This is a genomic window from Pseudomonas sp. TE3899 (genome assembly GCF_056279105.1).
In genome coordinates this window covers 3,409,996-3,434,437 of the sequence record NZ_JBWBQR010000001.1, presented here as the reverse complement: position 1 = coordinate 3,434,437, position 24,442 = coordinate 3,409,996, and the positions used below count along the sequence as shown (strand labels likewise).

At 60.3% G+C, this 24,442-nt stretch carries 22 protein-coding genes, 1 tRNA gene, 1 pseudogene and 1 riboswitch; of the genes and pseudogenes, 6 read left to right on the top strand and 18 right to left on the bottom strand.

All coding sequences use genetic code 11. From position 1 onward, the window contains the following. Positions 1-11: 11 nt before the first annotated feature. The gene (locus tag ACZ89E_RS15730) at positions 12-515 is read right to left on the bottom strand and encodes an inclusion body family protein (protein ID WP_476256010.1); all 504 of its coding nucleotides are present in this window, start codon (positions 513-515) and stop codon (positions 12-14) included. 393 nt (positions 516-908) lie between these two features. Here ACZ89E_RS15730 and tam point away from each other — a divergent pair. Next, positions 909-1,680, top strand: a pseudogene (tam, locus tag ACZ89E_RS15725) (trans-aconitate 2-methyltransferase). A 145-nt stretch (positions 1,681-1,825) separates the two neighbouring features. Here tam and ACZ89E_RS15720 read toward each other — a convergent pair. Both ACZ89E_RS15720 and ACZ89E_RS15715 read right to left on the bottom strand, forming a co-directional pair. Continuing rightward, on the bottom strand, positions 1,826-2,554 hold the full coding sequence (locus ACZ89E_RS15720; RefSeq protein ID WP_476256009.1) for a class I SAM-dependent methyltransferase: 729 nt from the start codon (positions 2,552-2,554) through the stop codon (positions 1,826-1,828). Between the two features lie 230 nt (positions 2,555-2,784). Then, complete coding sequence (locus ACZ89E_RS15715; RefSeq protein WP_149657209.1) at positions 2,785-3,048, bottom strand: short-chain dehydrogenase; 264 nt, start codon at positions 3,046-3,048, stop codon at positions 2,785-2,787. Between the two features lie 495 nt (positions 3,049-3,543). On the opposite strand from ACZ89E_RS15715, the gene ACZ89E_RS15710 reads away from it, so the two are divergent. Both ACZ89E_RS15710 and ACZ89E_RS15705 read left to right on the top strand, forming a co-directional pair. After that, on the top strand, positions 3,544-4,245 hold the full coding sequence (locus ACZ89E_RS15710) for a zeta toxin family protein (RefSeq protein ID WP_463259648.1): 702 nt from the start codon (positions 3,544-3,546) through the stop codon (positions 4,243-4,245). A gap of 42 nt (positions 4,246-4,287) precedes the next feature. Next, the gene (locus ACZ89E_RS15705; RefSeq protein ID WP_123507547.1) at positions 4,288-4,467 is read left to right on the top strand and encodes a hypothetical protein; all 180 of its coding nucleotides are present in this window, start codon (positions 4,288-4,290) and stop codon (positions 4,465-4,467) included. A 110-nt stretch (positions 4,468-4,577) separates the two neighbouring features. Here the strand turns inward: ACZ89E_RS15705 and ACZ89E_RS15700 are convergent. The 12 genes from ACZ89E_RS15700 to ACZ89E_RS15645 all read right to left on the bottom strand — a co-directional run bounded on the left by ACZ89E_RS15700 (position 4,578) and on the right by ACZ89E_RS15645 (position 18,478). Beyond that, a tRNA-Gly gene (locus ACZ89E_RS15700) sits at positions 4,578-4,651 on the bottom strand. 179 nt (positions 4,652-4,830) lie between these two features. Further along, on the bottom strand, positions 4,831-5,715 hold the full coding sequence (locus ACZ89E_RS15695; protein WP_149657208.1) for an alpha/beta fold hydrolase: 885 nt from the start codon (positions 5,713-5,715) through the stop codon (positions 4,831-4,833). 312 nt (positions 5,716-6,027) lie between these two features. Then, complete coding sequence (locus ACZ89E_RS15690) at positions 6,028-6,720, bottom strand: pseudouridine synthase (RefSeq protein WP_476256008.1); 693 nt, start codon at positions 6,718-6,720, stop codon at positions 6,028-6,030. 34 nt (positions 6,721-6,754) lie between these two features. Continuing rightward, a complete protein-coding gene (locus ACZ89E_RS15685) occupies positions 6,755-6,973 on the bottom strand; it encodes a cysteine-rich CWC family protein (protein WP_123507553.1) in 219 nt (72 codons plus the stop codon). A gap of 5 nt (positions 6,974-6,978) precedes the next feature. Next, positions 6,979-8,466, bottom strand: coding sequence for a sensor domain-containing diguanylate cyclase (locus tag ACZ89E_RS15680; RefSeq protein WP_476256007.1), 1,488 nt, complete (start codon positions 8,464-8,466; stop codon positions 6,979-6,981). Between the two features lie 203 nt (positions 8,467-8,669). Further along, complete coding sequence (gene atzF, locus ACZ89E_RS15675; RefSeq protein WP_476256006.1) at positions 8,670-10,436, bottom strand: allophanate hydrolase; 1,767 nt, start codon at positions 10,434-10,436, stop codon at positions 8,670-8,672. Between the two features lie 24 nt (positions 10,437-10,460). Next, positions 10,461-14,171: an urea carboxylase gene (gene uca / locus ACZ89E_RS15670; protein WP_476256005.1), complete on the bottom strand. Its 3,711-nt coding sequence runs from the start codon at positions 14,169-14,171 to the stop codon at positions 10,461-10,463. A gap of 228 nt (positions 14,172-14,399) precedes the next feature. Continuing rightward, positions 14,400-15,041, bottom strand: a complete 642-nt coding sequence (locus ACZ89E_RS15665) for an urea amidolyase associated protein UAAP2 (RefSeq protein WP_476256004.1) — start codon at positions 15,039-15,041, stop codon at positions 14,400-14,402. Positions 15,042-15,052: 11 nt separating this feature from the next. Further along, positions 15,053-15,778 carry an urea amidolyase associated protein UAAP1 gene (locus ACZ89E_RS15660; protein ID WP_476256003.1) on the bottom strand — a complete coding sequence of 242 codons (726 nt, stop codon included), beginning with the start codon at positions 15,776-15,778 and terminating at the stop codon, positions 15,053-15,055. Between the two features lie 14 nt (positions 15,779-15,792). Continuing rightward, entirely contained in the window at positions 15,793-16,581 is a 789-nt protein-coding gene (locus ACZ89E_RS15655; RefSeq protein WP_463259655.1) for an ABC transporter ATP-binding protein, read from the bottom strand. After that, positions 16,578-17,393: an ABC transporter permease gene (locus ACZ89E_RS15650; RefSeq protein ID WP_054615877.1), complete on the bottom strand. Its 816-nt coding sequence runs from the start codon at positions 17,391-17,393 to the stop codon at positions 16,578-16,580. Before ACZ89E_RS15650 ends, ACZ89E_RS15655 begins: the two co-directional genes overlap by 4 nt. Positions 17,394-17,410: 17 nt before the next feature. Next, complete coding sequence (locus ACZ89E_RS15645; RefSeq protein WP_476256002.1) at positions 17,411-18,478, bottom strand: putative urea ABC transporter substrate-binding protein; 1,068 nt, start codon at positions 18,476-18,478, stop codon at positions 17,411-17,413. Positions 18,479-18,541: 63 nt separating this feature from the next. Beyond that, a riboswitch (guanidine-I (ykkC/yxkD leader) is annotated at positions 18,542-18,642 on the bottom strand. A gap of 274 nt (positions 18,643-18,916) precedes the next feature. On the opposite strand from ACZ89E_RS15645, the gene ACZ89E_RS15640 reads away from it, so the two are divergent. Both ACZ89E_RS15640 and ACZ89E_RS15635 read left to right on the top strand, forming a co-directional pair. Continuing rightward, positions 18,917-19,180 (top strand): hypothetical protein, encoded by a 264-nt coding sequence (locus ACZ89E_RS15640; protein WP_476256001.1) that lies wholly within the window; start codon positions 18,917-18,919, stop codon positions 19,178-19,180. A gap of 199 nt (positions 19,181-19,379) precedes the next feature. Further along, a complete protein-coding gene (locus ACZ89E_RS15635) occupies positions 19,380-19,790 on the top strand; it encodes a hypothetical protein (protein ID WP_348132217.1) in 411 nt (136 codons plus the stop codon). Positions 19,791-19,845: 55 nt separating this feature from the next. On the opposite strand, the gene ACZ89E_RS15630 is transcribed toward ACZ89E_RS15635, so the two are convergent. Next, the gene (locus ACZ89E_RS15630) at positions 19,846-20,958 is read right to left on the bottom strand and encodes an enoyl-CoA hydratase/isomerase family protein (protein WP_476256000.1); all 1,113 of its coding nucleotides are present in this window, start codon (positions 20,956-20,958) and stop codon (positions 19,846-19,848) included. 132 nt (positions 20,959-21,090) lie between these two features. Between ACZ89E_RS15630 and ung the strand changes: the two genes are divergently transcribed. Further along, entirely contained in the window at positions 21,091-21,786 is a 696-nt protein-coding gene (ung, locus tag ACZ89E_RS15625) for a uracil-DNA glycosylase (protein ID WP_149657196.1), read from the top strand. Between the two features lie 105 nt (positions 21,787-21,891). Here ung and ACZ89E_RS15620 read toward each other — a convergent pair whose 3' ends face one another. Both ACZ89E_RS15620 and ACZ89E_RS15615 read right to left on the bottom strand, forming a co-directional pair. Next, positions 21,892-22,935 carry an AbrB family transcriptional regulator gene (locus ACZ89E_RS15620; RefSeq protein WP_476255999.1) on the bottom strand — a complete coding sequence of 348 codons (1,044 nt, stop codon included), beginning with the start codon at positions 22,933-22,935 and terminating at the stop codon, positions 21,892-21,894. Beyond that, positions 22,928-24,442: a tripartite tricarboxylate transporter permease gene (locus tag ACZ89E_RS15615; protein ID WP_149657194.1), complete on the bottom strand. Its 1,515-nt coding sequence runs from the start codon at positions 24,440-24,442 to the stop codon at positions 22,928-22,930. The genes ACZ89E_RS15620 and ACZ89E_RS15615 overlap by 8 nt, the downstream gene beginning before the upstream one ends.

Sequence of the window (24,442 nt, the reverse complement as noted above, 5' to 3'; positions counted from 1 at the left end):
GCCAGCCTTCGTCAGTTACGGATGGTAATGAACGGGTCCCATGAGCAGCAGCCGACGATTTTGCAATCGCGATCGACGATCAGGAAATGGAAGTGATAGGTCACGCTACCGCAGTCCAGTGTTTCCGAAGACCAATAATGGTTATCGACTTTCTGGCAGCTCGGCACCGATGGGTTGCTGGTGTTAGGGACGGCGACGCAGGCCGTAGCCTTGCGCGGCGTAGGGGTGGAGATCAACTCGCTGCCTTTGTTGCCAATGAACTTGTAGAAAATAACCGCGGTTTCGAAGCTCTGCGACAGGCTGGTTTCACGCCAGCGAATCAAGTCGCCCACCTGTGCTTTCAGGTTGAGTTCGCCCCCGGCCTGACCATTTATCACGTTGTCCCGGTTGGTCACCATGTACACATGATTAACGTCGATCATCGTTGGCGAAGCAGGGTTTTTGCTGATGTTCGGGTAGTTTTTCAGAATGGTTTCGGTGTCGATAGAGACCAGCACATCCGTGACTCGAGACATAGTAAAGCTCCTTGTTCATAGTGAGTGCCTGATAACCCTCAGGCATGACAACGTTTGCTTGCCTTACGGCCGTTGCTGAAACACTACGGGCGGAACCCTGCTTGCACGAGGCACGAGTTGGCCTTGCTCCTTGCGTGCAAATTGACAGGTCGGGTTCCTTCCGACTGGCCGCGATAAGGACTATAGGTGTGATATTCAGGCTGTCAAAATCGCTTGACTGTTCCCTCGACGAACGGTCGATTGGGTTATGTCTTGCAATGAATCAGCGATAAAAACCGCGCGGCATATCCTCTGCGATCGCCATAAGTCGGATTGGGCTGGCGCACAGGGCGGAGTATCGTAGCGAACCGGTTGTCGGCCCAGGCCAGGACACCCCTTCGACAGGAGAACGCAATGAGTTGGTCCGCCAAGCAATACGTCGCTTTTGAAGATGAACGCACCCGCCCCGGCGCGGGATCTGCTCGCAGCCATCCCGCCCGTGGATGCGCGCTCGGCCATTGATATCGGCTGCGGCCCCGGCAACTCCACGGAATTGCTGGTAGAGCGTTTCGACAATGCCTGGGTGCGCGGCGTGGACAGTTCGCCCGACATGATCGAAGCCGCCCGCAAGCGCCTGCCACAAGTGAAGTTCGACACCGTTGACATCGGAACCTGGAACGATAGCGGCCCGTTCGACGTGATATTCGCCAACGCCGTATTGCAGTGGCTGCCCGATCACGGGACGTTGCTGCCGTCGCTCGCCTCTCGACTGACCAAGGGGGGTAGCCTGGCAATCCAGATGCCCGACAACCTCAACGAACCGTCCCATCGCCTGATGCGCGAAATCGCCGCCAATGGCCCGTGGGCCAGCAAACTGGCGGACGCCGCCGGGCAACGGACGGAAATGGCCAGTGCCAGCGATTACTACTCGATGCTGCGGCCGCACTGTAAGCGGGTTGATGTGTGGCGCACGACTTACCATCATCCACTGGCGGGTGGTGCCTCGGGCGTGGTGGAGTGGTTCAAGGGCAGTGGCCTGCGGCCGTTTCTCGATCCGCTGGATGAGGGCGAGCGGGCGGAGTATTTGAAGCGGTATCTGGCGGCGGTCGAGCAGGCTTATCCGGCGCTGGAGGATGGGACGGTGCTGTTGCCGTTTCCACGGTTGTTCATCGTCGCGACGCGGTAAAAGCGGATGTCACACTGAACCTGTGGCGAGGGAGCTTGCTCCCGCTGGACTGCGCAGCAGTCCCCTTCTTTTTGGGGCCGCTTCGCAGCCCAACGGGAGCAAGCTCCCTCGCCACAAAGTCATCAGTGTTCGTTCTATTTAAGTGTCAACGTTCCACCGCCACCAACATCATCATCGGCCGCTCTCGCTCCTCCGCCAGAGCCGGCTGCGCCGCCACCTCGGCATCGCTCGGCCCCCATTCATTGACGTGCTGAATCGCGAATCCCGCCGCGATCAAGGTATTCAACAAAGTACCCACCGTGCGGTGCTGCTTGATCACACCTTCCGCCAGCCAATTCGTCACCCGCTCACCTTCCAGCTGATAACTGTCCAGCGGCCAACGCTTGCGACCTTCGCCATCGATCAGCCAACCCGGATTACGCGGCGCCATGAAAATCGGGTGCTCGATGGAAAACACAAAGCGTGAACCGGGTTTCAGGGCTGCGTAAATGTTGGCGAACAGGCCGGGTAGATCTTTGATGTAGTGCAACGCCAGAGAGCTGTAGGCCAGGTCGAAACTTTCTTTGCTCAAGTCGAGATGTTCCAAATCGGCGCGAACGTACTGGATGTTGTCCGCAGCAGTCGTCTTGCGCGCCTGCTCCAGCATCTTCTCCGACACATCGAGGCCAAGCACGCTGTGGGCGCCTTGCTCACTGGCCCAACGGCTGAACCAGCCATAGCCGCAGCCCAGGTCCACCACTTTCAAACCTTTCATCGGTGGCAACAGGGATTGAAGTGCAGGCCATTCCGGTGCGGCATCCAAGCCACCGATGGAACGGCCCATCTGGCTGTAACCCTGGAAAAATTCCGGATCGTCGTAAATGTTTTGCGTCATGTTCGAATTGCTCTATTGAGTTCGTCACGGGCGGCACCGGTGGTGCGGCCGATTGGTTTCCCTCGAAGAGTTGTGGCGCGTATTCGTTGATGGCCGCGCAGGGGGAGGGTGGTTGTAGATGTGGGAATGCTAGCGGGTTGGGAGAAGAGGGGAAATGGGCGGTGCGTTATGGATGTGTAAGTAAGGTACGAAAAGGGCGCCCCAAAAGGCACCCAATCTAACCGTCAGGTCTATTCCGCATCCATGCGTCGAGCGATCACGTCCAGCACATCGCAACCATCGCGCAAGGGCACGCAGCAGAGCAATGCAAAGTCGCTGAGGATCACCGAATCAGAGGTAATGTCGCCTCGCATCGCGAGGTTTTCCAGAAGCTGCGTCACGGCCCGGATTCTGTAACTGGCCGTGCTGAGCAGGGAGTGCAGCGGTTGGGTGGTGTTGACGAACAGGGACGGTAGATCGTCGGCGTTGCTGGTTAAAGCCATGTATTCGTTCATAAATAATCACCATGTAATTGAAAGACTGCTACCACTCAAGTTGTCGCCAAACAAATGGGTGGCAGCTGTACGCGGGTTGGCGAACCGGACATGGTGAAACCGGCAGATCCTAGGATCTCCCACGCACAGCTACCAAAAAGCAGGCAGCTAAGTGCGTCCAGAAGCGCTCCGAAATTGCCCGGAAGCTTCTGCACCATGTCGCCGAGTCGCCAAACCCGACACGCCATTTTGGCGTTGGGTGACTATAGGCTTCATGGTGAAAACGCAGCAATCCGCAAGTCTACGGACAATTCCTAGAGTAGTGTAGGACGTTGCTTTTTCGACATTTGGCCTAATTCAGCGTCTAGGAAAAGTTCGAGGACTTCAGGTCAAGTGAGATTCGCTACACACGTCGCCACACAAAGATTTTCCAGTTGTCGCGGCGACGTTCTACCCTCTTGGCAATGAACGGGGCGTCGTTGCTTCCACAAAAGAAAAACAAGGGTCGAGTCAGGTATGACGCCACAAGAAATCGCGATAGAACACGCTGCCTTTGAGTTCGCCAGAGCGAACCGAGCATTATTGGCTCGGCAGGTCGCGGACACCTCTGTGTATCTCAGTGAGGAGACACCGTTCACCGTGTTCATGGCTGGATCACCCGGAGCGGGCAAGACAGAAATATCCAAGGCGATGGTTGAGGCACTGGACACGGGAATTTCCAGCCTTCAAGCCAAGCGCGTTCTTCGTATTGACCCTGACGATTTTAGAAGCCTGATCCCAGGCTATAACGGAAGTAATTCATATCTGTTCCAGCGCGCGGTTACGAAAATTTTGGAAAAGGTATTGGATCTAGCATTTCAAAAACGTCTCTCGTTCATTTTGGACGGGACTATGGCTAACCTCGGTGTGGCAAAGCGCAATATAGACCGAGTTTTGGGTAATCATCGAAACGCTCAGGTCATGTACGTATATCAGCGTCCGGAACTCGCTTGGCAGTTTGTTCAGGCCAGGGAGCTGACGGAAGGCAGAAATATTCCATTGCAGGAGTTCGCCAGACAGTTTGTTGCTGCTCGCAGTAATGTCATTGAACTCAAGCGGTTATACGTTGACCAGATCCATGTTGATTTATTGATTAAAAATTTTGACGGCGGAAGTCAGTGGGTAGAACTCGATGCGAGCAGCGATACGATTGACGCTCTGATTTCCCCAGAACTATGATCAAGCCCAGCTCGTTGAGCTGTTAACAGAGGCATGAAATTGATGAGTACAGCCAAGCTTGAGAAGACCAGTGCTTTGACAGAGTTTTTCTCTAAAACCTCCCCTGAGACCCGGCGTGACATTTTGATGGACGTCATCAGCAAGGCTAACGCCTCTCAACGCGAAGTCGTACAGAAAGCTGAGGCAATTAAAGCCGCAAGGAATGAATCTCCGGCGATTTAATTTTTCGTATTGCCTAAACTCCAGACACAAAAAAACCGGCCATCTGGACCGGTTTTTTTCTATCTCTACATCCCCCGTCAAAAACCTTCAACGCGAGACAAAAATTCGATTGGAGCGGGTGAAGGGAATCGAACCCTCGTTATCAGCTTGGGAAGCTGGAGTAATGCCATTATACGACACCCGCTCAGAGCGGCTGACTTTGTACCAGATGTGCGCGCGGATTTGAAGTTTTTCTTTATGTGCGCTGCATTTAGCGTGGGGGACACGCAGGCATGGACCGAGTAACGGCCAATCGCGGGCAAGCCTTGCTCCTACAGAGGTGGTGGCGTCTATGGGCGCAAGGTTGCTCGCGATGACTCTATTTCAGATTGCCAGTGCATGGTGTTCCTGGACGTAGTGGTAACGCGGTCGGCTGGTGTGTTGCGCCGGTTTCAGGAAGCCCAGCAGTGCGTTCTGGCTGTCTCGGCAGGCGGCTTTGTGTTCCATGTCGAGGAAGTGCCCGGTGGCTTGCAGGGTGCTGAAGGTGGCGTGTTGCACGTGGTTGGCGAATAGCCGGGCGCCGTCGGCGGCGGTGTATTCGTCCCATTCGCCGTTCATGAACAGCACCGGCACGTTGATTTTCTCGGCAGCCTTGAGGAAGCACTGGCGATCGCTGTGCAACAGGTCGCTGATGTGGAAGTGCATCTGCCCGTATTCGTGCTCGGCCAGGTTGCTCACGTGACGATAGTTGAAGCGCTTGAACAGCGACGGCAGGTGTTTGCCGATGGTGCTGTTCACCAGGTTGCCGACCCGGTCGCCATCCCGGCTGCCGAGGTAGTCGACGCCGCGTTCGAGGTAGTCGCGCATGTGCTCGTTGATCTCCGGGGAGAACGAGCTGATCACAGCTTTTTCGATGCGCCGTGGCCGGTGGGCGAGGGCGACCAGGGTCGCGGCGCCGCCCCAGGAAAACGACAGCACGTGTTCGGCGGCGAAGTGGTCGATCAGCTCCAGCAGGATCTGTCCTTCGACTTCCTTTGTGAGCAATTTCTCATGCCGGTTGTGGGCTTTTGACTTGCCCGCGTAGGGCTGGTCGTAGCACACCACATTGAACTGCGGATGAAGGTTTTTCACGGTCTGAGCAAACGACGCAGTCGTGGCCATCGAGCCGTTGACCAGAATAATGGTCTTCTCTGCGGCGTCTGCGCGATAGAACTCCGTGTAAACCCGATACTGACCCTGTATATCCAGCACAGCGATTTCTGGCCTCATGTCATAAGACTCCTGAGCAAGCGGGTATGCGCGCAAATGAGATTGCACGAGCTTTGTGACAGGTAGGCATTCGCCTGGAATTTGGAGCCCATGTCGATCCATTGAAGGCCGGTCGACGGGTTTTATTATTGGCGGGCAGTCTGCCGGTGGAAGGCGGAACCTGAGGGTCCCCGACCGGCAAAAAGTTTCTTAGAAGTATGTTGTGACTCATCGGTCACAATCTGGCCGACGTCCTGATTCAAGCAGGGGTGACGGCATCGCGCAAGTGTCATTGGTAAATTGTTCGACAACTTCTGCTGAGCGGTCGCCTGCTTAGATCAATTGAATCTCTTCGGTGCGCAAGGCGCGGTACTCGCCCGGTTTTAGCGCGTTATCGAGCAGCAACGGGCCCATGCTTTCGCGGTGCAGGCGCAGCACCTTGTTGTCGAAATGGCCGAACATGCGCTTCACCTGGTGATACCGGCCTTCGACAATGCTCAGCCGCGCCGACTTCGCCCCGAGCAGCACCAGCTCGGCGGGCTGCGTCGTCAGGTCTTCGAAAGCGAAGTACAGCCCTTCGTTGAAGGTGACTGCATACTCCGGGCCGATGTCCTGTTCGGTCTCGACGTAATACACCTTGGGCAGTTTGGTCTGCGGCTGGGTCAGGCGTCGTGACCAGCTGCCATCGTTGGTGATGATCATCAGGCCGGTGGTGTTGAAATCCAGGCGCCCGGCGATGTGCAGGTCATCCTTGTCCGGCTCGTGGATCAGGTCGAGCACGGTCGGGTGTTGCGGGTCGCGGGTGGCGCTGACACAGCCGGGCGGCTTGTTGAGCATGAAGTAGCGCGCGGGCTTGCCGACTTGCAGCACCTCGTCGTCGACCGCGACGCGGCTGAATTCCAGTACTTCGCTGTGAGGATCGCTGACGACTTTTCCGTCGATGCGCACGCGTTTTTCCACCAGCAACAGACGAACCTGCTTACGGTTGAAGCGCGGCAGGTTGCTGAGGAAACGGTCTACACGCATCGGTTAAAAATCGGATGGGGAAGGGCCGCGCATCTTACGTGATCGGCCGGGCGGCTGCTTGCAGCTGCGCTTCGACCTGGGCGCAGCGCGGGCATAGGCAGGAGAGGTCACGCAGTTCCGCCGGCAGCGCTTCGAGCACCGCCGGGTCGATGCTGACGCCAAAGCACCAGCAGGCGCGGTCGGCGGTTCGAGGGTCGGCCAGGCTGCAGTCGTTGGGGGCGCCGCAGGCCGGGCAGGTTTCAGGCTTGGTCATCAACGTCATTCATAAACGGAGTGGGGCAATTCCACGCAGGTGCGATTGCGGCCGGCCTGTTTGGCCCGGTACATCGCATGATCGGCCCGGGACAGCAACGTATGCAAGGTTTCATCTGCTTGCAGGGTGGTCAGGCCAATGCTCACGGTCAGCTGCAGCTCCTTGCCGTTGTAGGCATAACGCTGTTTTTCCACATGCTGGCGAATTTTCTCGGCGATTTTCTGACCGGTCTCACCGTCGGTGTCCTTGAGCAGCACGATAAATTCTTCGCCGCCCCAACGGCAGACGATGTCGGAATGGCGCAGGCAACTTTCCAGGTCCCGAGCGAAACCGATCAGCACTTGATCGCCGGCGAGGTGGCCGTAGGTGTCGTTCAACACCTTGAAGTGGTCGAGGTCCAGCAGCAGCGCGGTCAGCGGTTTCGGCTCGCGTTGGGCTTCGTGCATGGCTTGCGCCGCCAACAGGTCGAAGCCACGGCGGTTGGGCAACTCGGTCAGGCTGTCGAGCGTGGCCTGGGCCTGGATTTTGCTCTGATAGCGTTTGATTACGCGGTTGAGCAGGGCCAGCACAATCAGCGTGACCAGCAGGCAGATCAGCAGGTTGAGGTACAGCGACTGGCGGATTTCACTGAGAGCGCCGTCTTCGCGTTTGTCGACGAACAGGTACCAGTTCAGCTCCGGAATGAACCGCACGTTGAGGAAATGTCCCTGGCCGTGGACGGAATATTCGTAGCTGCCGCTGTGGGGTTTGGGCAACTGGCTGACCAGGCCCTTCATGCTGCTGAGTTCACCCAGGCTCTGACCGGCCCGCGCACCTTCAGGGCCGCCCTCGGCACCGGTAAGCACCAAGCGACCGAAGGTGTCGACGAAGTACACGCTGCGTTGATAGCGCTGTTGATACTTGTCGATCAGCTTGATCACCGCATCCACCGTCAGGCCCACGCCGGCCGCGCCGATGAAGCGTTTGTTGTAGTCATAGACTTTGTAATTGATGAAAAACGTCAGGTTGTCCTTGTTGGCCAGGTCCGGGTCGACGTTGATCTCGTAAGGCTCTTTCATGTCGCGAACGCGGAAGTACCAGGCGTCCCGTGGCTCGTCGACCTTGATCTGCTTGAGCACGCCTTTGGCGTGGTAGTAGGTGAGGCTGCTGTTGGAGACGAAGAACGCGGTGTAGGCGCCGTAGTGGGTCATGACCTCGTTGAGGTAGCGGGTCATCTGGTCGGGGTCGTGCTCGCCGTTGACCACCCAGTCGCGCATGAAGGTGTCGCGGGACATCATCGAGGAAATCAGGATCGGTCTGACCAGGTCTTTCTGGATTTCCGAATAAACCGTGTCGGACGTCAGCGGCAATTCGGTGTTGACGATGTTGTCGCGGATCGACGCTCGCGAGGCGTAGTAGCTGAGAAAGGACGTGGCGAGGAAACCTGCACCGAGCAATGCGATCAGCGTGAGCACCAACGAACGTTGGGAATACAGCGGCGAGCGAAGCGGCATGGTGGTTCCGTTGGCAGTGACCCGATGGCATGCATTCTAGTGGCCCGGAGCGGAAATAACCGCTCTATGTGCGTGAGATGATCGTTCCCACGCTCCGCGTGGGAATGCCGCCCGGGACGCTCCGCGTCCCTTCGCAAGCGTGACGCAGAGCGTCACCGGATGCATTCCCACGCGGAGCGTGGGAACGATCAGCGTGGGAACGATCATTTGCCGAGGTAAGCACGCCAGCCGCCTAGATGGCTGATATTAACCGCCCCCTCCAGCCCATAACCCTCACAAATAAACCCGCTCTCCCAGCGCCCATCCGCCAGTTGCACCTTGCCCAACCCCAACGGCGCCGGAATCGCGGTCAAAAACGAGCCCAATTCGCTGCTCGGCAATTCCCAAACCTCCACCGCAATCGCCACGCCACCGTCCTTCACCCGCACCATTCCCGGACGAAACGGCGGGCCACCGGCCAACGCATAGAGCTGATAATCCGGCGAACTGAACGTCGTCTCGACCAACCGCGCGCCACGCTGCTTCAGTTGCCAATTCAACGCCAACCCCTCCAGATGCGCGCCACACACCACCAGTCGTGCGCGATCATTGCGGGCCACCGTCGCGGGCGCAGGCGAGCCTGATTGACGTTGAAGCGCATCCGCCACGCTCAACAAATACTGATCGGTAAACGCTCGCCCAAACAGCGTCACGCCCCACGGCAAACCGTTGCCCATGAAACCGCTGGGCACGGCGACGGCGGCGTAGTCGAGCAGGTTCATGAAGTTGGTGTAGTAGCCCAGTTCCGAGTTGCGCAGCACGGGTTCGGCGGCCAGTTCCGCCAAGGTCACGGGGCGGCCGATGGTTGGCGTGAGCACGCAGTCGAGGCCTTCCAGCGCCCGGTCGCACAGCGCCTTCAGTTCTTGCAGTCGATACTGCGCGCGGAAGGTCTGCACGCCAGTCACCGCCGGGGCCTTGGCCAGCACCGCGCGGATCACCGGCAGCACCGCTGGCGGGTTTTGCTCCATCAACTCGCCGGCCACGCTATAGCGCTCGGCGACCCACGGGCCTGCATACAGCAACTGTGCGGCTTCGAGGAACGGCGACAGGTCCAGCTCAACCGCTTCACCGCCCAAGGCTTTGAGCTGATCGATGGCATCGCCAAACAACAACGGGCCTTCAGGGCAGCCGAAAAACTCCAGGTCTTGCGCACGTGGCACGCCGAATCGAAACGGGCGCGGCGCACCGAATGCCAAGCCGTCATTCCACAACGGATTGCTGCGGCTGTAGGCATCCCGTGGATCGAGACGCGCCGTCAGCGCCAGCAACTGACTGGCTTCCCGCGCGGTGGCGGTGAACGTGGTGACGCAATCGAGCGTGCGACAGGCCGGCACCACACCGCCCGTGGAGATCAACCCTTTGGTGGCTTTCAATCCCACCAGATTATTCAACGCCGCCGGCACCCGACCGGAACCTGCCGTGTCCGTCCCCAGGGAAAAACTCGCCACCCCCAACGCCACCGCCAGCGACGATCCAGCGCTGGAACCACCCGACGGATATTCCGGCAACACGCTGTTCGGGCACGCGCCATATGGCGAACGGCTGCCATTGAGCCCGGTGGCGAACTGATCAAGATTGGTCTTGCCCAACGGAATCGCCCCCAGCGCCAGCAACTGCTCGACGATGGTCGCCGAACGCGCCGGCACATAGGCAAAGGCGGGGCAAGCCGCCGTGGTCGGAATGCCTGCCAGGTCGATGTTGTCCTTGATTGCGAACGGCACGCCATACAGCGGCAGACTGTCGAGGTCGCGACCGTCGAGGGCGGCGAGGTACGGTTCCAGCTCCTCGACACTGAGCAAATGAATGAACAGGTGATAGTCCGGGTTCAGCGCCGCCGCTTTATCCCGCAGGCTGAGCAGCAATTGCCGAGGCGTGGTCTGGCCGTCGCGATAGGCGTTGCGCAGGGCGTCGAGTTGCAGATTGAAATTCATGACTTGATCCTTTTCAAAATGAGTTCAGTCGAGGTCCAGCACCACGACCCGCTGTCCGGCGCGCACCGCCGAACCCGGTTGCACGCGAATCTCCCGTACCACCCCGGCCATCGGCGCCAGCAGCGGGATTTCCATCTTCATCGACTCCAGAATCACTAGCACATCCCCGGCCTCAACCCGGGTGCCGGTTTCAACCTGAACCTGCCAGAGGTTGCCGGCGATGTGGCTGTCGACGCTCTGTTGACCGCTGGCCAGCGGCGCGTCTTCGGTCGCTTCGGGGATCAGTTCTTCACTGTCGAAATGCGCCTGACCGCTGGCGATCCAGCGTTCGCGTTCGGCATTGAACGCGCCTTTTTGCTGGTCGCGGAACGCCGCAATGCTCTCGGCTTCTTGCGCCAGAAACCCTTGGTAATCCGCCAGGTTCAACTGACTGTGCTCGATGTTCAGTTCGAAGCGCCCGAGGGGGAAATCCCGGCGAATGCGCAGCAACTCATCAGCGCTCACCGGGTAGAAACGGATCTGATCAAAGAACCTCAGCAGCCACGGTTTGCCGTCGAACGCCGCCACTTCGCGGTAGCGATTCCACATCTGCAAGGTACGCCCGACAAACTGATAACCGCCGGGGCCTTCCATGCCGTACACGCACATATACGCGCCGCCGATGCCCACCGAGTTCTCGGCGGTCCAGGTGCGGGCCGGGTTGTATTTGGTGGTCACCAGCCGATGGCGCGGGTCGAGCGGGGTGGCGACCGGGGCGCCGAGGTAGACATCGCCCAGGCCCATCACCAGATAGCTCGCATCGAACACCGTACGCTGCACTTCGTCGAGGTTCGGCAGGTCGTTGATGCGGCGGATGAACTCCAGATTGCTCGGGCACCACGGCGCGTCCTTGCGCACGGTGGTCATGTATTTTTCGATTGCCAATTGGCAGGCCGGGTCGTCCCAGGACAGCGGCAGATGGACGATGCGCGACGGGACTTGTAGGTCCTTGGCGGCGCACACGGCGTCCCATTCACCGGCGATGATGCCGAGCAGATCGGCCAGCGGCAGTTGCTCGGGTTGGTAGTGCACTTGCAGCGAGCGGATGCCGGGAGTGAGGTCGATGACGCCGTGCAGGTGTTTGCTTTCGAGCGCCTGCATGAGGGCGTGAGCGCGGAAGCGCAGGACCAGGTCCAGTTCCGGGGCGCCGATCTCAAGGAGCAGATGTGTGTCGCCCGATAATCTGGCCACCAGTCTCGTGTCGTCCTGTCCAAGATCCAGTACAACGGGTGACATCAATTTATGTAGAGACCCATTACTTGTGGCGAGGGGGCTTGCCCCCGTTGGGGTGCGAAGCGCCCCCAAATTTTCCCGCCACGGCACATCAGGTGTTTGGAGTTGGCCGATTGGCGACTGCTGCGCAGCCGAACGGGACGGTGCGGCGATCCGACAAGCTCCCTCGCCACAGAGGGCTCGTGTGGCCAGTGATCGAGCGGTCTGCAGGTCCACCGGCAAAAACTGCACCTTATCCCCGGCCTTGAGCTGCCCCAACTGCCAAAGATCCGCCTCGATCACCGTCACCGGGCACACAAACCCGCCCAGGCTAGGGCCGTCCGGGCCGAGTATCACGGGCATGTCGCCGGTGAAATCCACGGCCCCGATCGCATACGGATTGTCGTGGATGTTCGACGGATGCAGCCCCGCTTCACCACCATCGGCCCGCACCCATTCCGGCTTCGGCCCGATCAGTCGCACGCCGGTACGACTGGAGTTGAAATGCACTTCCCACTGAGTGGCGAAGAAGGTGCCGATGTAATGTTCGGTGAAGTATTCCGGTGCACCGTGCGGGCCGTAGATCACTCGAATCTGTCGCACGGCAGGCAGATCAGCAATGTTCGGAAGCTGCGCACCGGCACTGCGGTCAATCAACAAAGGCACATGCAACACATCCCCGGCCCGCAACGCCCGCCCGCCATGTCCGCCAAACTGGCCGAGGGTGAAGGTGCTTTTACTGCCCAAGTAATCCGGCACTTGCAGCCCACCGCGCAGGCACAGGTAGCTGCGGGCGCCGGCCCCGGCCATCGTGCCGAGGCTCAATGTGGCCCCGGCCGGAATCAGCAACGCGGTGTTCATCGGCACCGCGCCACCGTTCAACGTCAGCGGAATCACCGCCCCGGTCACCGCCACCACAGCATCACAGTTGAAGCGCAGCAACGGCCCGCTCATGGTGATTTCCAGTGCCGCAAAACCTTCGTCATTGCCCAGCAATCGGTTGCCCAGACGCAACGCCCGACTGTCCATCGGCCCCGACGGCGGTACGCCCACCGCCCAGTAACCGAGGCGACCGGGATAATCCTGAACACTGGTTTGCGTCCCGGCGCTGAGTACTTCAAAGGTGTTGGCTTGGTACACCAGACCTTCCAGGCACCGCGTCCACGGCTGGCCGCTGGCGAACGGTGCGTCGAGCAGAATCTGCCGCAGGTAATCGCGGTTGGTTTCCACGCCGTAGAGCAGGCTGTCGCCCAAGGCCTGATGCAGAGCCTTGAGCGCTTGCTCGCGCGTCGGCGCCCAACTGATGAGCTTGGCGATCATCGGGTCGAAGTACGGCGGGATCTCGCAACCGGCCTCGACCCAGGTGTCGATGCGCAATTTTCTGCCATCGGCAGCAGGGAAATTCACCGCCGTCAGCAGGCCCGGACTCGGCTGGAAATCCCGGCCCGGATCTTCCGCGTAAAGCCGTGCCTGAATCGCATGGCCCTCAGGTTTCAATCCACGACTTAGCTCGGACAAGGGCGGCAAATCACCGGCCGCCAGTTCGACCATCCAGCGCACCAGGTCCACGCCCCACACCTGTTCGGTGACGCCGTGCTCAACCTGCAATCGCGTATTCACTTCCAGAAAATAGAAGCGTTGGTCTTCACTGTCGAAGACAAATTCCACTGTCCCGGCGCTGCGGTAATTCACTGCTTTCGCCAGTTTGATCGCCGCCGCGCACAGCTCATCCGCCATGCCCTCGGGCAGGTTCGGCGCCGGGGTTTCTTCGAGGACTTTCTGGTTGCGCCGCTGTACCGAGCAATCGCGCACGCCGAGGGCAATCACTTCGCCGCGACCGTCGCCAAACACCTGCACTTCCAGATGCCGGGCGCGCTGGATGTACTTCTCGATGAACACCCCGGCATCGCTGAAGTTGTTCTGACCGAGGCGTTTTACGGCTTCGAAGGACTCGCTCAACTCGGCCGCGCTACGGCACACGCGCATGCCGATGCCGCCACCGCCGGCGGTGCTTTTGAGCATCACCGGATAGCCGACCTGTTCGCCGGCGATCAATGCTGCGTCGAGGCTGTCGAGCAGTTCAGTACCTTCAAGCATCGGTACCCCATGCTGTTTGGCCAACGCGCGAGCCGTGTGCTTGAGGCCGAACACTCGCAACTGCTGTGGCGTTGGGCCGATGAAGGCGATGTTGGCGGCTTCGCAGGCTTCGGCGAAGGCAGCGTTTTCTGAAAGAAATCCGTAGCCGGGATGGATCGCCGTGGCGCCAGAGGTTTGGGCGATGGCGAGGATTTTATCCACCGCCAGATAGGTGCCGGCGGCGGCGCCTTCGCCGAGGCTGTGGGCTTCATCGGCCTGCAAAATATGCAGGCTCGCGGCATCGGCTTCGGAGTAAACGGCGACGCTCTTGACCTGCAATTCACCCAAGGTGCGCAGGATGCGGCAGGCAATGGCACCACGGTTGGCAATCAGGACTTTTTCGAACATGGCAAAACCCCCGGAGGCGATAACGCATCAGCCTCGACCTGGGATGCGGGCCGTCCCGCAGTTTTTCGAAAGGCACCCGGGCCGTCCCGGATGAACGAATTTCGCGCTTTTTGTGGCGAGGGAGCTTGCTCCCTCGCCACAAGGTTTAGCGGTGCTCTCGCTGTTGCAGGCACTGGCCTGAACGGGCCTGGCACAGGGCAAACAACCATTTACGCAACCGCGCCAATTTCAGTTCCATACCAATAACTCCGCAGGTGTCGGGTTGTACGCATTGCACGGGTTGTTCAACTGCGGGCAGTTGGAGATCAACACGATCACGTCCATCTCCGCCCGCAAATCCACGTACTTGCCCGGCGCCGAAATCCCGTCTTCAAACGTCAGCCCGCCATCCGCTGTGACGGGCACATTCATGAAGAAGTTGATGTTCGGCCCGATGTCACCCTTGCCCAGTCGCCCGTCGTGGACACAGGCCCGCAGGTAGTTGTCGCGGCAGCTGTGCATGTAGCGTTTCTCCAACGCATAACGCACGGTGTTGCTCTCCTGGGCACAGGCGCCGCCGAGGGTGTCGTGACGGCCGCAGGTGTCGGCGACGATGGTCAACATCGGTTTGCCGAGGTTGGAATAGAGCACGCTGCCGGTGCTCAGGTAGACGCTGTTCTGCCGACGCAAGGTGCGTTGCACGTCGTAGCGTTCCTTCGGGTTGGCGACGCTGTAGAACAAGGTATCGACCGCCTGGTTGCCTTCCAGGTCGAGGATGCGCAACGTCTGGCCGGCCTTGACCTCCATCAGCCAGGGTTCCCCGGCGGGGATGGTGGCGCGGTACATGGCGTTCTCAGGCTGCTGGTGTGAAGTAGCGATGGCGAGTGACATGGCAGCGATCCTCAGGCGAACAAACGGTCGGTGTTGATGAAGCCGCGCTCGTTTTCCGGGCGCGAAGTACGGCAGTGTTCGGCGACGCTTGGGTCGGCGTTCATCCAGCTCAGCTTCAAGGGTTTTGGTGCGTATTCGGGCGACGGATCCATCGGGTGTTGCAGGGCCGTGAGCACCACCAGCGTGTCCATCGGCGCGTACAACTCGATGTAGTCGCCGGCCTTGGAGTTGCCCTCGACGAAGTGGAAGCGTCCGGCCTCGTCGACATTCACCCGGCTGAACAAATTGAGGGTCATCAACAAATCCGACAGGCCCAGCCCCCACTTGCCCAGTTCCACCAACAGGTTGTCGGTGCCGTTGCGGAAGAAGCCGTTGCGCAGTTCCTGATAGCGGCCGGCGCCGTATTTTTCTGCGACTTCTTCAGCGCAGAGCACACCACCGAGGCTGTCGCTCCAGCCGCAAGTGTCGGCGGTGATCGCCGCTAATACACGACCCATGTCCGAGTACAAACAATGGCCGGCAGTGAGCTTGGCGGTGTGTTGGCATTTGAGGCTGTCGGGCAGGTTCAGGCGTTCGGTTTTTTCGTTGGCGTTGAGCAGCGTCAGGCTGACATTGGCGCCACCGCGCAGGTCGGTCAGACGCAGCAGTTGGCCGCGTTTCAATACGAAGGAGCGATGGCCGCCGCCGGGAAGCATTTCTTCGGCGAAGGGCGGGAACAGTTGGGTTGAATCAGTCATTTTTGAAAGTCCTCTTAAGCGGTGCGAAGCGTGCCTGCCAACTCAGTCGGCAAGGCATCGACGGCGGCGCGAGTGGCGCGGCGGTCGCTGTTCAAAGGGATGTCGTAAGTGATGCGCGCGCCATAAGCGCCGGGGGCATGCGGATCGAGGCGAACCTTGTCGAACACCAGCAAACGGGTGCCGAGGCTGAACCCTTCGGACAGGTCATGGGTGACCATGAACACTGTCAGTCGGGTCTCGCGCCACAACTCCAGCAGCAGAACGTGCATGTCTTTGCGGATGCCCGGATCGAGGGCACCGAAGGGTTCGTCGAGCAGCAACACGCGCGGCTTCATGATCAATGCCTGGGCGATGGCCAACCGTTGTTGCATGCCGCCGGAGAGCTGCGCCGGGTACTTGTCCAGCGAGTGGCCGAGGCCGACTTTGTGCAGCAGCACCGAGGCTTGTTCCCGGGCATCCTTTTTCGCACTGCCGAACAGACGCCCGAGCAGCGGCGAGCGGGGCAGTTCGAGGCCGAGGGCGACGTTGTCCAGCACCGTCAGGTGCGGAAACACCGAGTAGCGCTGGAACACCACGCCACGGCTGGCATCCGGCTCGCCGGCCAGGGCCTGGCCGTCGAGCAGGATCTCGCCGCGACTGGCTTTTTCCTGGCCCAGCAACAGGCGCAGGAAGGTCGATTTGCCGCAACCCGACGCGCCGACCAAGGTGCAAAACTCACCTTCGTTGACGCTCAGGTTCAGACCTTCAAGAACAACCTGATCGGCGTATTGCTGCCAGACGTTTTTCACCGTGATGAAGCTCATGCCCGCGCTCCTTCATACCAAGGGAAGGCCCGTTGGGTCAGGCGCTTGAGGCCCCAATCCATCAGCCAGGCGAGGAGGGTGATCCACACCACGTAGGGCAAGATCACATCCATCGCCAGGTAGCGGCGAACCAGGAAAATCCGGTAACCGAGGCCGTCCGTGGAGGCGATGGCTTCGGCGGCGATCAGGAACAGCCACGCCGAACCGAGCATCAGCCGCAACGAGATCAGCAGGCGCGGCAACAATTGCGGCAGCACCACCCGCAGCATTAAGGTCCAGGTCGAAGCGCCCAAGGTCTGGGCCTTGATCAGCAACTCGACGGGGATTTCCCGCGCCCGTTGTTCCAGATCCCGGGCCAGCGCCGGGGTGATACCGATCACGATCAGCATCACTTTCGACAACTCGCCCAGGCCGAAGACGATGAACAGAATCGGCAGGATCGCCAGCGGCGGCACCATCGACAGCACCGTCAGCAGCGGCGACAACGGCGCGCCGAACAACGGCAAGGTGCCGGCCGCCATGCCCAGGCACAACCCGGCCAAGGCGCTGATGCCGAGGCCGATCGCCAGCCGTCGCAGGCTGGACGCGCTGTCTTGCCAGAGCAGGTAGTCGCCGGTGCGGCTGTCGGCGACGAAGGCCAGGCGTTTCACCGCATCGGTCATTTGCACGGCGCTGGGCAGCAGCTTGTCGTTGGGGTTGTCCGTCAGCCGCTCGGCCGAGCCCAGGAAGTAGGCGAGCAGCACCAGGGCGAACGGCAGGATCACCAACAGCAAGCGACTCGGGCGATCCGGGTGGCGATTGATCAGGCGCATGGCCAGGTCCTCCAGTCTTACAACTTGGCGTCGGCAGCCATCTGCACGTAGCTCGGGTCGAAGCGCAGCTTGAGGTTGGCCTTGTCGCCGCTGGTCACGCCGTTGGCGAACGCCATGCCCACGGCGCTGGTGTCCTTGGCGCCTTCACCCAGCAAGCCGTGCTGGAAGGAAAACTCGGCGACCTTGCGCATGGTTTCCGGCAGTTGCTTGCTGGTGGAAAACGCCAGGGCTTCCTGCGGGGTGGAGAACAATTTGGTGGTGTCGAGTTGCGATTGGAAACCCGCCAGATCGGTGCCCGAGGCTTTGGCCATGTGCTCGAGAGCGGCTTTGCTCGCGGCGTTCTTGGCGTTCATCAACTCGACCACTTCAAACCAGGCGCCGGTCAGGGCTTTGCCCAGGGCCGGGTTGTCTTTGAGGGTGGCGCTGTTGACCACCATCATGTCCATGATTTCGCCGGGGATCTGGCTGGAGTTGAAGACTTCGGTCACACCGGGCTTGGCTTTGATGTCCGAGAGCATCGGGTTCCAGGTGGTAACGGCGTTGACCTGGTCGGTGTTGAAGGCGGCCGAGATGTCGGCGTCGGAGGTGTTGACCACTTTCAGGTCTTTCTCGGTGAGATCGACCGAATCCAGGGCTCGGGCCAGCAGGTAGTGCGAGACCGACAGTTCCACCAGATTGACGTCCATGCCCTTGAGGTCGGTAACTTTCTTGCCTTCGCCCTTGAGCACGACGCCGTCGTTGCCGTTGGAGAAATCGCTGACGATCAGCGCGGTGCTGTCCACGCCACCGGCCGCCGGAATGGTCAGCGCGTCCATGTTGGTCATGGTGCAGCCGTCGAACTGACCGGCGGTGTACTGGTTGATGGATTCGACGTAATCGTTGAGCTGCACCACATCGATCTTGATCCCGTACTTCTTCGCCCATTTGTCGACGATGCCTTGGCTGCCGGCGTATTCCCAGGGCATCCAGCCGGCGTAGATGGTCCAGCAGACACTGAAGTGATCTTTCTGGGCGGCGTGGGACGAGACGCTGACGAGGGCGGCAAACGCGGCGGCGAGCAGGGCGGGTAAACGAAGTCGGGTCATGGGATGGTTCTCCAGTTGATCAAGGGCGGGCAGGAGTCAACGCGGCACCGCGAACGGTGGCTTGTCTCCCGGGCTTTTGTCCCGCCGTGTAACCTCAACTGGAGGTCGCCAACTCTCGGACCAGCCACTCGCTTAAGCGAGCCGGAACCCTAGTCAGCCATTGCAAATTGTGGTGCCGCGAACCTGTGATGACTCCTGCACGCTTTTACTAAAGCGAGAGCCGTGCCAAGTCGGCGCAAAGCGTCTGGGCTGGGGCATGACGGCGAATGACGGGCGGGAGAGGGCGTGTGATTGCTTTGTCATGGTGCAGCGGCGCACCGCAATGGGCCGCTGATCAGAAGGTTTTGGCCGGCGCGCACTCGGTGTCGGTTTCACAGTCAAAACAGGTGCGAGTCGGGCCTGTGCCGACTGCTGTCGCGGGTCTTTCAGGAGGCCGCCATGGTTTATCAAAAACTGCTTCGTCGATTGTTGCTGGGCGCGGTGTTGGGCTTGTCCGGTTGCTATTACTACGCTGGCACTGCGGACGTGTACGCCACACCGTATTACTACCCCGGCTATTATTACTCGCCTTATTACTACGGCTATTCCTACCCTCGGTACTACGGTCGCTATCGCTACTATTACTACGGCAACCACGGGTATTACGGCGGTCACGGGCCGGGCTATTACCACGGCGGTGGTGGTCGCTACGGTCGCCATTGATCAGCACGGCGCCGCCATTGAGGGCGGCGCCGTTTTTTCAGGGCAAAGATGAAAAACCTTTCATCGGCGAGTTGTTTCAATGTGTTTCATGAACGCACCAGATTCCGAAATCGATGTCTGATCTTTCGACAGTCGCCAACAATTGACTGTCGCCTGCCAGCGTCGCTGGTGTGGCTCACCCGCGGTCCAGGAGGCCGCCATGTATCGTCGAATTCTTATGCTGGTCGTGTTGAGTTTGTCCCTTGGTGCATGCGTTCCCTATTCCTACGGAGATGGAGGCAGCTACTACAGTTCTGAGGTCTACTCGTCCCCTGCGCCGGCTTATTACTCGGGCGGTGGCAGCTACTACTCGGCACCACGCTATTACCAACCTGCACCGCGTTACTACCAGCCGGCTCCCCGTTATTACTCGGCGCCGCGTTATTACCAGCCGCAGCCGCGCTATTACCAGTCCCACAACCGTGGCTGGCAAGGGCATGATCGGGGCGGCTGGGATGGCCGCAACCGGGGCAACTGGGACAATGACCGCGGTGGTCGTGGTGGTCGAGGCGACCACCGAGGCGGGCGTGGCGATCATGACGGTCGCGATGGCCGGGGCAACCACCGTTAATCAGCAGCGATAAAAAAAGCGGCGCATCAAGCGCCGCTTTTTTTGTGCCCGGATTTCAGTAATCCGACAAATCCGCCAACGGATGCCGACCTTCCCACACCTTATGGAAATGCGCCTCGACCACCGCATCCGGCACGTTATTGATGTCCGGCCAGTGCCAGCGCGGCTTCTGGTCCTTGTCGATCAACCGCGCCCGCACCCCTTCGCTGAATTCGGGGTGACGGCAGCAGTTGAGGCTCAGGGTGTATTCCATCTGAAAGACTTCAGCCAGCGACAGATGCCGGGCCCGGACGATTTGTTCCCAGACCAGATGAGCGGTCACGGGTGAACCTTCGGTCATGGTCTTCGCCGCGCGGCTGAGCTGCGGATCGGTGGAGTAGCGCAGATGGCTGATGGCTTTCCAGGCGCAGCGCACGTCGCTGACATCCAGCAGTTCGTCGATCTGCTGGCGGCGCGGCAGCCATTGCGCTTCGGGCATCTGTGCGACGGCTTCCTGCTGCAACGCCTTGAGCAGGCTGTTGAGCTGCATCGAGGTCTGTTCCTGCCAGTTCAATTGCAGCAGGCCTTCGACCAGTTCTTCTTGCTGTTCTTCGAGCAGGAAGCGGTCCGCCAGATCCAGGTCGATCGCATCCCGCGCGTTCATATGCGCGCCGGTCAGGCCGAGGAACAACCCGAGCTTGCCCGGCAACCGCGACAGGAACCAACTGGCGCCGACGTCCGGGTACAAACCGATGCTGATTTCCGGCATCGCCAAGCGGCTGCTCGGCGTGACAATCCGGATACTCGCGCCTTGCAGCAGGCCCATGCCGCCGCCGAGGACGTAGCCGTGGCCCCAGCAGATCAGCGGTTTAGGGTAGGTGTGCAGCTTGAAGTCCAGGCGATATTCCGCGGCAAAGAATTGCGCGGCCAGGGGCGGTACTTCCCCGGGATGATTGCGACAGGCTTCGACCAGGCTGCGCACTTCGCCGCCGGCGCAGAAGGCCTTGGCGCCGTTGCCGCGCAGCAGGACGCAGACGATTTGCGGATCCTTGGCCCAGGCGTCCATCTGATCGCGCAGGGCGTTGATCATTGGCAGGGAGAGGGCATTCAACGACTGTTCGGCATCCAGGCTGGCGATGCCGATGCGCGCGCCGTCGGTGCCGGTGAGTTCTTCGAAGTGCAGATTCATCGTGACCTCGATCGGGAATTTGAGCGTTCAGTATGATCGCATTGCAGGAAAGTGCCGGTTCTGTGTCAGATCAATTGACAAGCCTGCTCAGCTTTCCTAGGGTTCGCCCCATTGTTTTTGCCGGGTATGACCATGACTGCTGACGACCGTATCAAACTCGAACCGAGCTGGAAGGAGGCACTGCGTGCTGAGTTCGACCAGCCCTACATGGCAGAGTTGCGCTCATTTCTGCAACAGGAGCGCGCGGCGGGCAAGGAAATCTATCCCCCTGGCCCGATGATCTTCAACGCGCTCAACTCGACGCCGCTGGACAAGGTCAAAGTCGTCATCCTCGGCCAGGACCCGTATCACGGCCCGGGCCAGGCCCATGGCTTGTGCTTTTCGGTGCAACCGGGCGTGCCGGCGCCGCCGTCGCTGGTGAACATCTATAAAGAGTTGAAGCGCGACCTGAACATCGACATCCCGAGCCATGGCTGTCTGCAAAGCTGGGCCGACCAGGGCGTGCTGATGATCAACACCACCATGACCGTCGAGCGCGCTAACGCCAATGCACACAAGGACAAGGGCTGGCAGTACTTCACCGATCGGATCATTGAAGTGGTCAGCGAACATCAGCCGCATCTGGTGTTCATGCTGTGGGGCGCCCATGCCCAGAGCAAGCAGAAACTCATCGATGCCACCAAGCACCTGGTGCTGACCTCGGTGCATCCGTCACCGTTGTCCGCTTATCGTGGTTTTCTGGGGTGTGGGCACTTCAGCCGGACCAACAAGTTTCTGGAACAGAATGGCGAGACGCCGATTGAATGGCGGTTGCCGCCGGTCGCGTAATGATCGTTCCCACGCTCCGCGTGGGAACGCCTCATTGGACGCTCCGCGTCCGCTTTGGGACGTGGAACGTCCCGGGCTGCATTCCCACGCAGAGCGTGGGAACGATCAGGGTAGGGGGGGATCCGGCACTCGATTCCAATACTTGAACAACGGCTCCGCCAGAAACAATACGAACAACAGCCGCATCACCTGCATTGCCGTCACCAGCGGCACCGACAATTGCAGCGTCTCCGCCGTCAAACTCATCTCCGCAATCCCGCCGGGCATCATGCCCAGGGTCAGTGAGCGCAAATCCAGATGGGTCAGCGCACTCAACCCCAAGGCCGCCGCCGTGGCGATCAACATGGTCAACACCGTGCCGATCAACGTCCGGCCCATAAAGGACGGCGCCCGGCGGAAGAACTGCCGATTGAAGTGACACCCCAACCCGCTGCCAATCAGCCACTGGCCAATCTGGCTGCCGCCGTTGGGCAACCCAATGTGCAGGTCCCAACCAATACTCACCGCGGCACTGACCAGTAATGGCCCGAACAGCCACGGATTGGGTTGACGCAAGCGCTGCCAGCCCCAGGCGAGCAGGGCTCCCGCCGGGAACAGCATCGCCAGCCAGCGCCAATCAACCACCGTGGCATGCCCGATCGGCGTACCGTCCCCCAACAAATACTTGAACGCCGCCGGCACACACAGCACCACCACCAATACCCGCAAACTCTGCCCCGCCGCGACCCGGCTGAGTACCGCGCCATTGCGCGCGCCGAGGTTGACCATCTCCCCGGAGCCCCCCGGCATGCTGGAAAAGAATGCAGTGGCGCGATCCTCCCCGGTACGCCGCATCAACCAGACCCCGACCACACTGGACAGGCTGGTGACCAGCGCACCGAAGAAGATCAAGCCGAAGTGGCTCAGCACCTGCTCCATCACCACCGGGGTGAAGTGCAGGCCGATGCCGATGCCGACGATCCACTGCCCGCACTTGCGTCCGCCCGGGATTTCCGCCAATTGCCAGGGCGTGAGGCAGCGCACCAGGATGATCGCCAGCAACGAGCCGACCATCCACGGCAGCGGCCAGCCGACCTGGCTGGCGAGGTAACCGCCGAGCAGGCCGACCAGCGGTGTTCCCCACCAGGTTTTGAACGGACGATCAGACATCGGCGATAGCGCGCCGGGAGGCCGAACGTTTGCGCCAGATCCGGATGATTGGCATCAGCAGCATGATTGCGGTCAGCACCCAGACACCAAACGTGATCGGGCTGGACCAGAGAATCTCCAGCGCACCGTTGGAAATTGACAGCGCACGACGCAGGTTTTGCTCCATCAAGCCGCCGAGGATGAACCCCAGCAGGACCGGCGACAACGGGAAGTCCAGCTTGCGCAGGAGGTAACCGAAGATGCCGATGCCGACCATCAGGAACAGGTCGAACGTGGTGGCGTGCACCGCGTAGACGCCGATCCCGGTAATGATCGCGATCACCGGCACCAGCGCCCAGTTGGGTACGGCGAGGATGCGGGTGAAGATGCGGATCATCGGGATGTTAAGGATCACCAGCATGATGTTGGCGACGAACAACGATGCGATCAGGCCCCAGACGATGTCCGGTTGTTGCTGGAACAGCAGCGGTCCCGGGGTGATGTTGTACAGCGACAGTGCGCCGATCATCACCGCGGTGGTGCCCGAGCCTGGAACGCCAAGGGTCAGCATCGGCACCAGTGCACCACACGCTGCGCCGCCGATGGCGGTTTCCGGCGCTGCGAGGCCGCGCATGTCGCCCTGGCCGAAGGTGCCTTTGGCGCCGGCAATGCGTTTCTCGGTCATGTAGGCCACGGCGCTGGCCAGCGTCGCGCCGGCACCGGGCAACACGCCCATGATAAAGCCCAGCACGCCGCAACGAATGTTCACCACGAACACCGCCGAGGCTTCCTTGAAGTTGAACATCATGCGGCCGGTGGCTTTCACCGCTTCCTGGCCGTGGTGGGTTTTTTCCAGCAGCAGGAGGATTTCGCTGATGGAGAACAGGCCCAGTACCAACACGACGAACTGGATGCCGTCGGTCAGGTGGATGTTGTCCCCGGTGAAGCGGTACACACCACTGTTGGCGTCGATGCCGACCGTCGACAGAAACAGACCGATCAGCGCCGCAATAAACGTTTTCAGCGGACGATCACCCGCCATACCGCCCAGGCAGACAATCGCAAACACCATCAACACGAAGTATTCCGCCGGTCCAAAGGCAATCGCCCATTTCGCCAGCAACGGGGCGAACAGCACCATGCCGCAGGTGGCGATAAACGCGCCGATGAACGAACTCCATGCCGACAACGACAGCGCTACACCGGCCAGGCCTTTGCGGGCCATCGGGTAACCGTCGAGGGTGGTCATCACGGTGGACGCTTCACCGGGTATGTTCAGCAGGATCGAGCTGATCCGGCCGCCATATTCGCAACCCAGGTACACCGCCGCCAGCAGGATCAGTGCTGATTCCGGTGGCAGGCCGAGGGCGAATGCGATCGGGATCAACAACGCCACGCCGTTGATCGGGCCCAGGCCCGGCAGCAGGCCGACCACGGTGCCAATGAGCGTGCCGCACAGTGCGGTCACCAGGTTGTACGGGGTCAGTGCGACGCCAAATCCGTGCCCCAAATAGCCAAGAGTATCCAT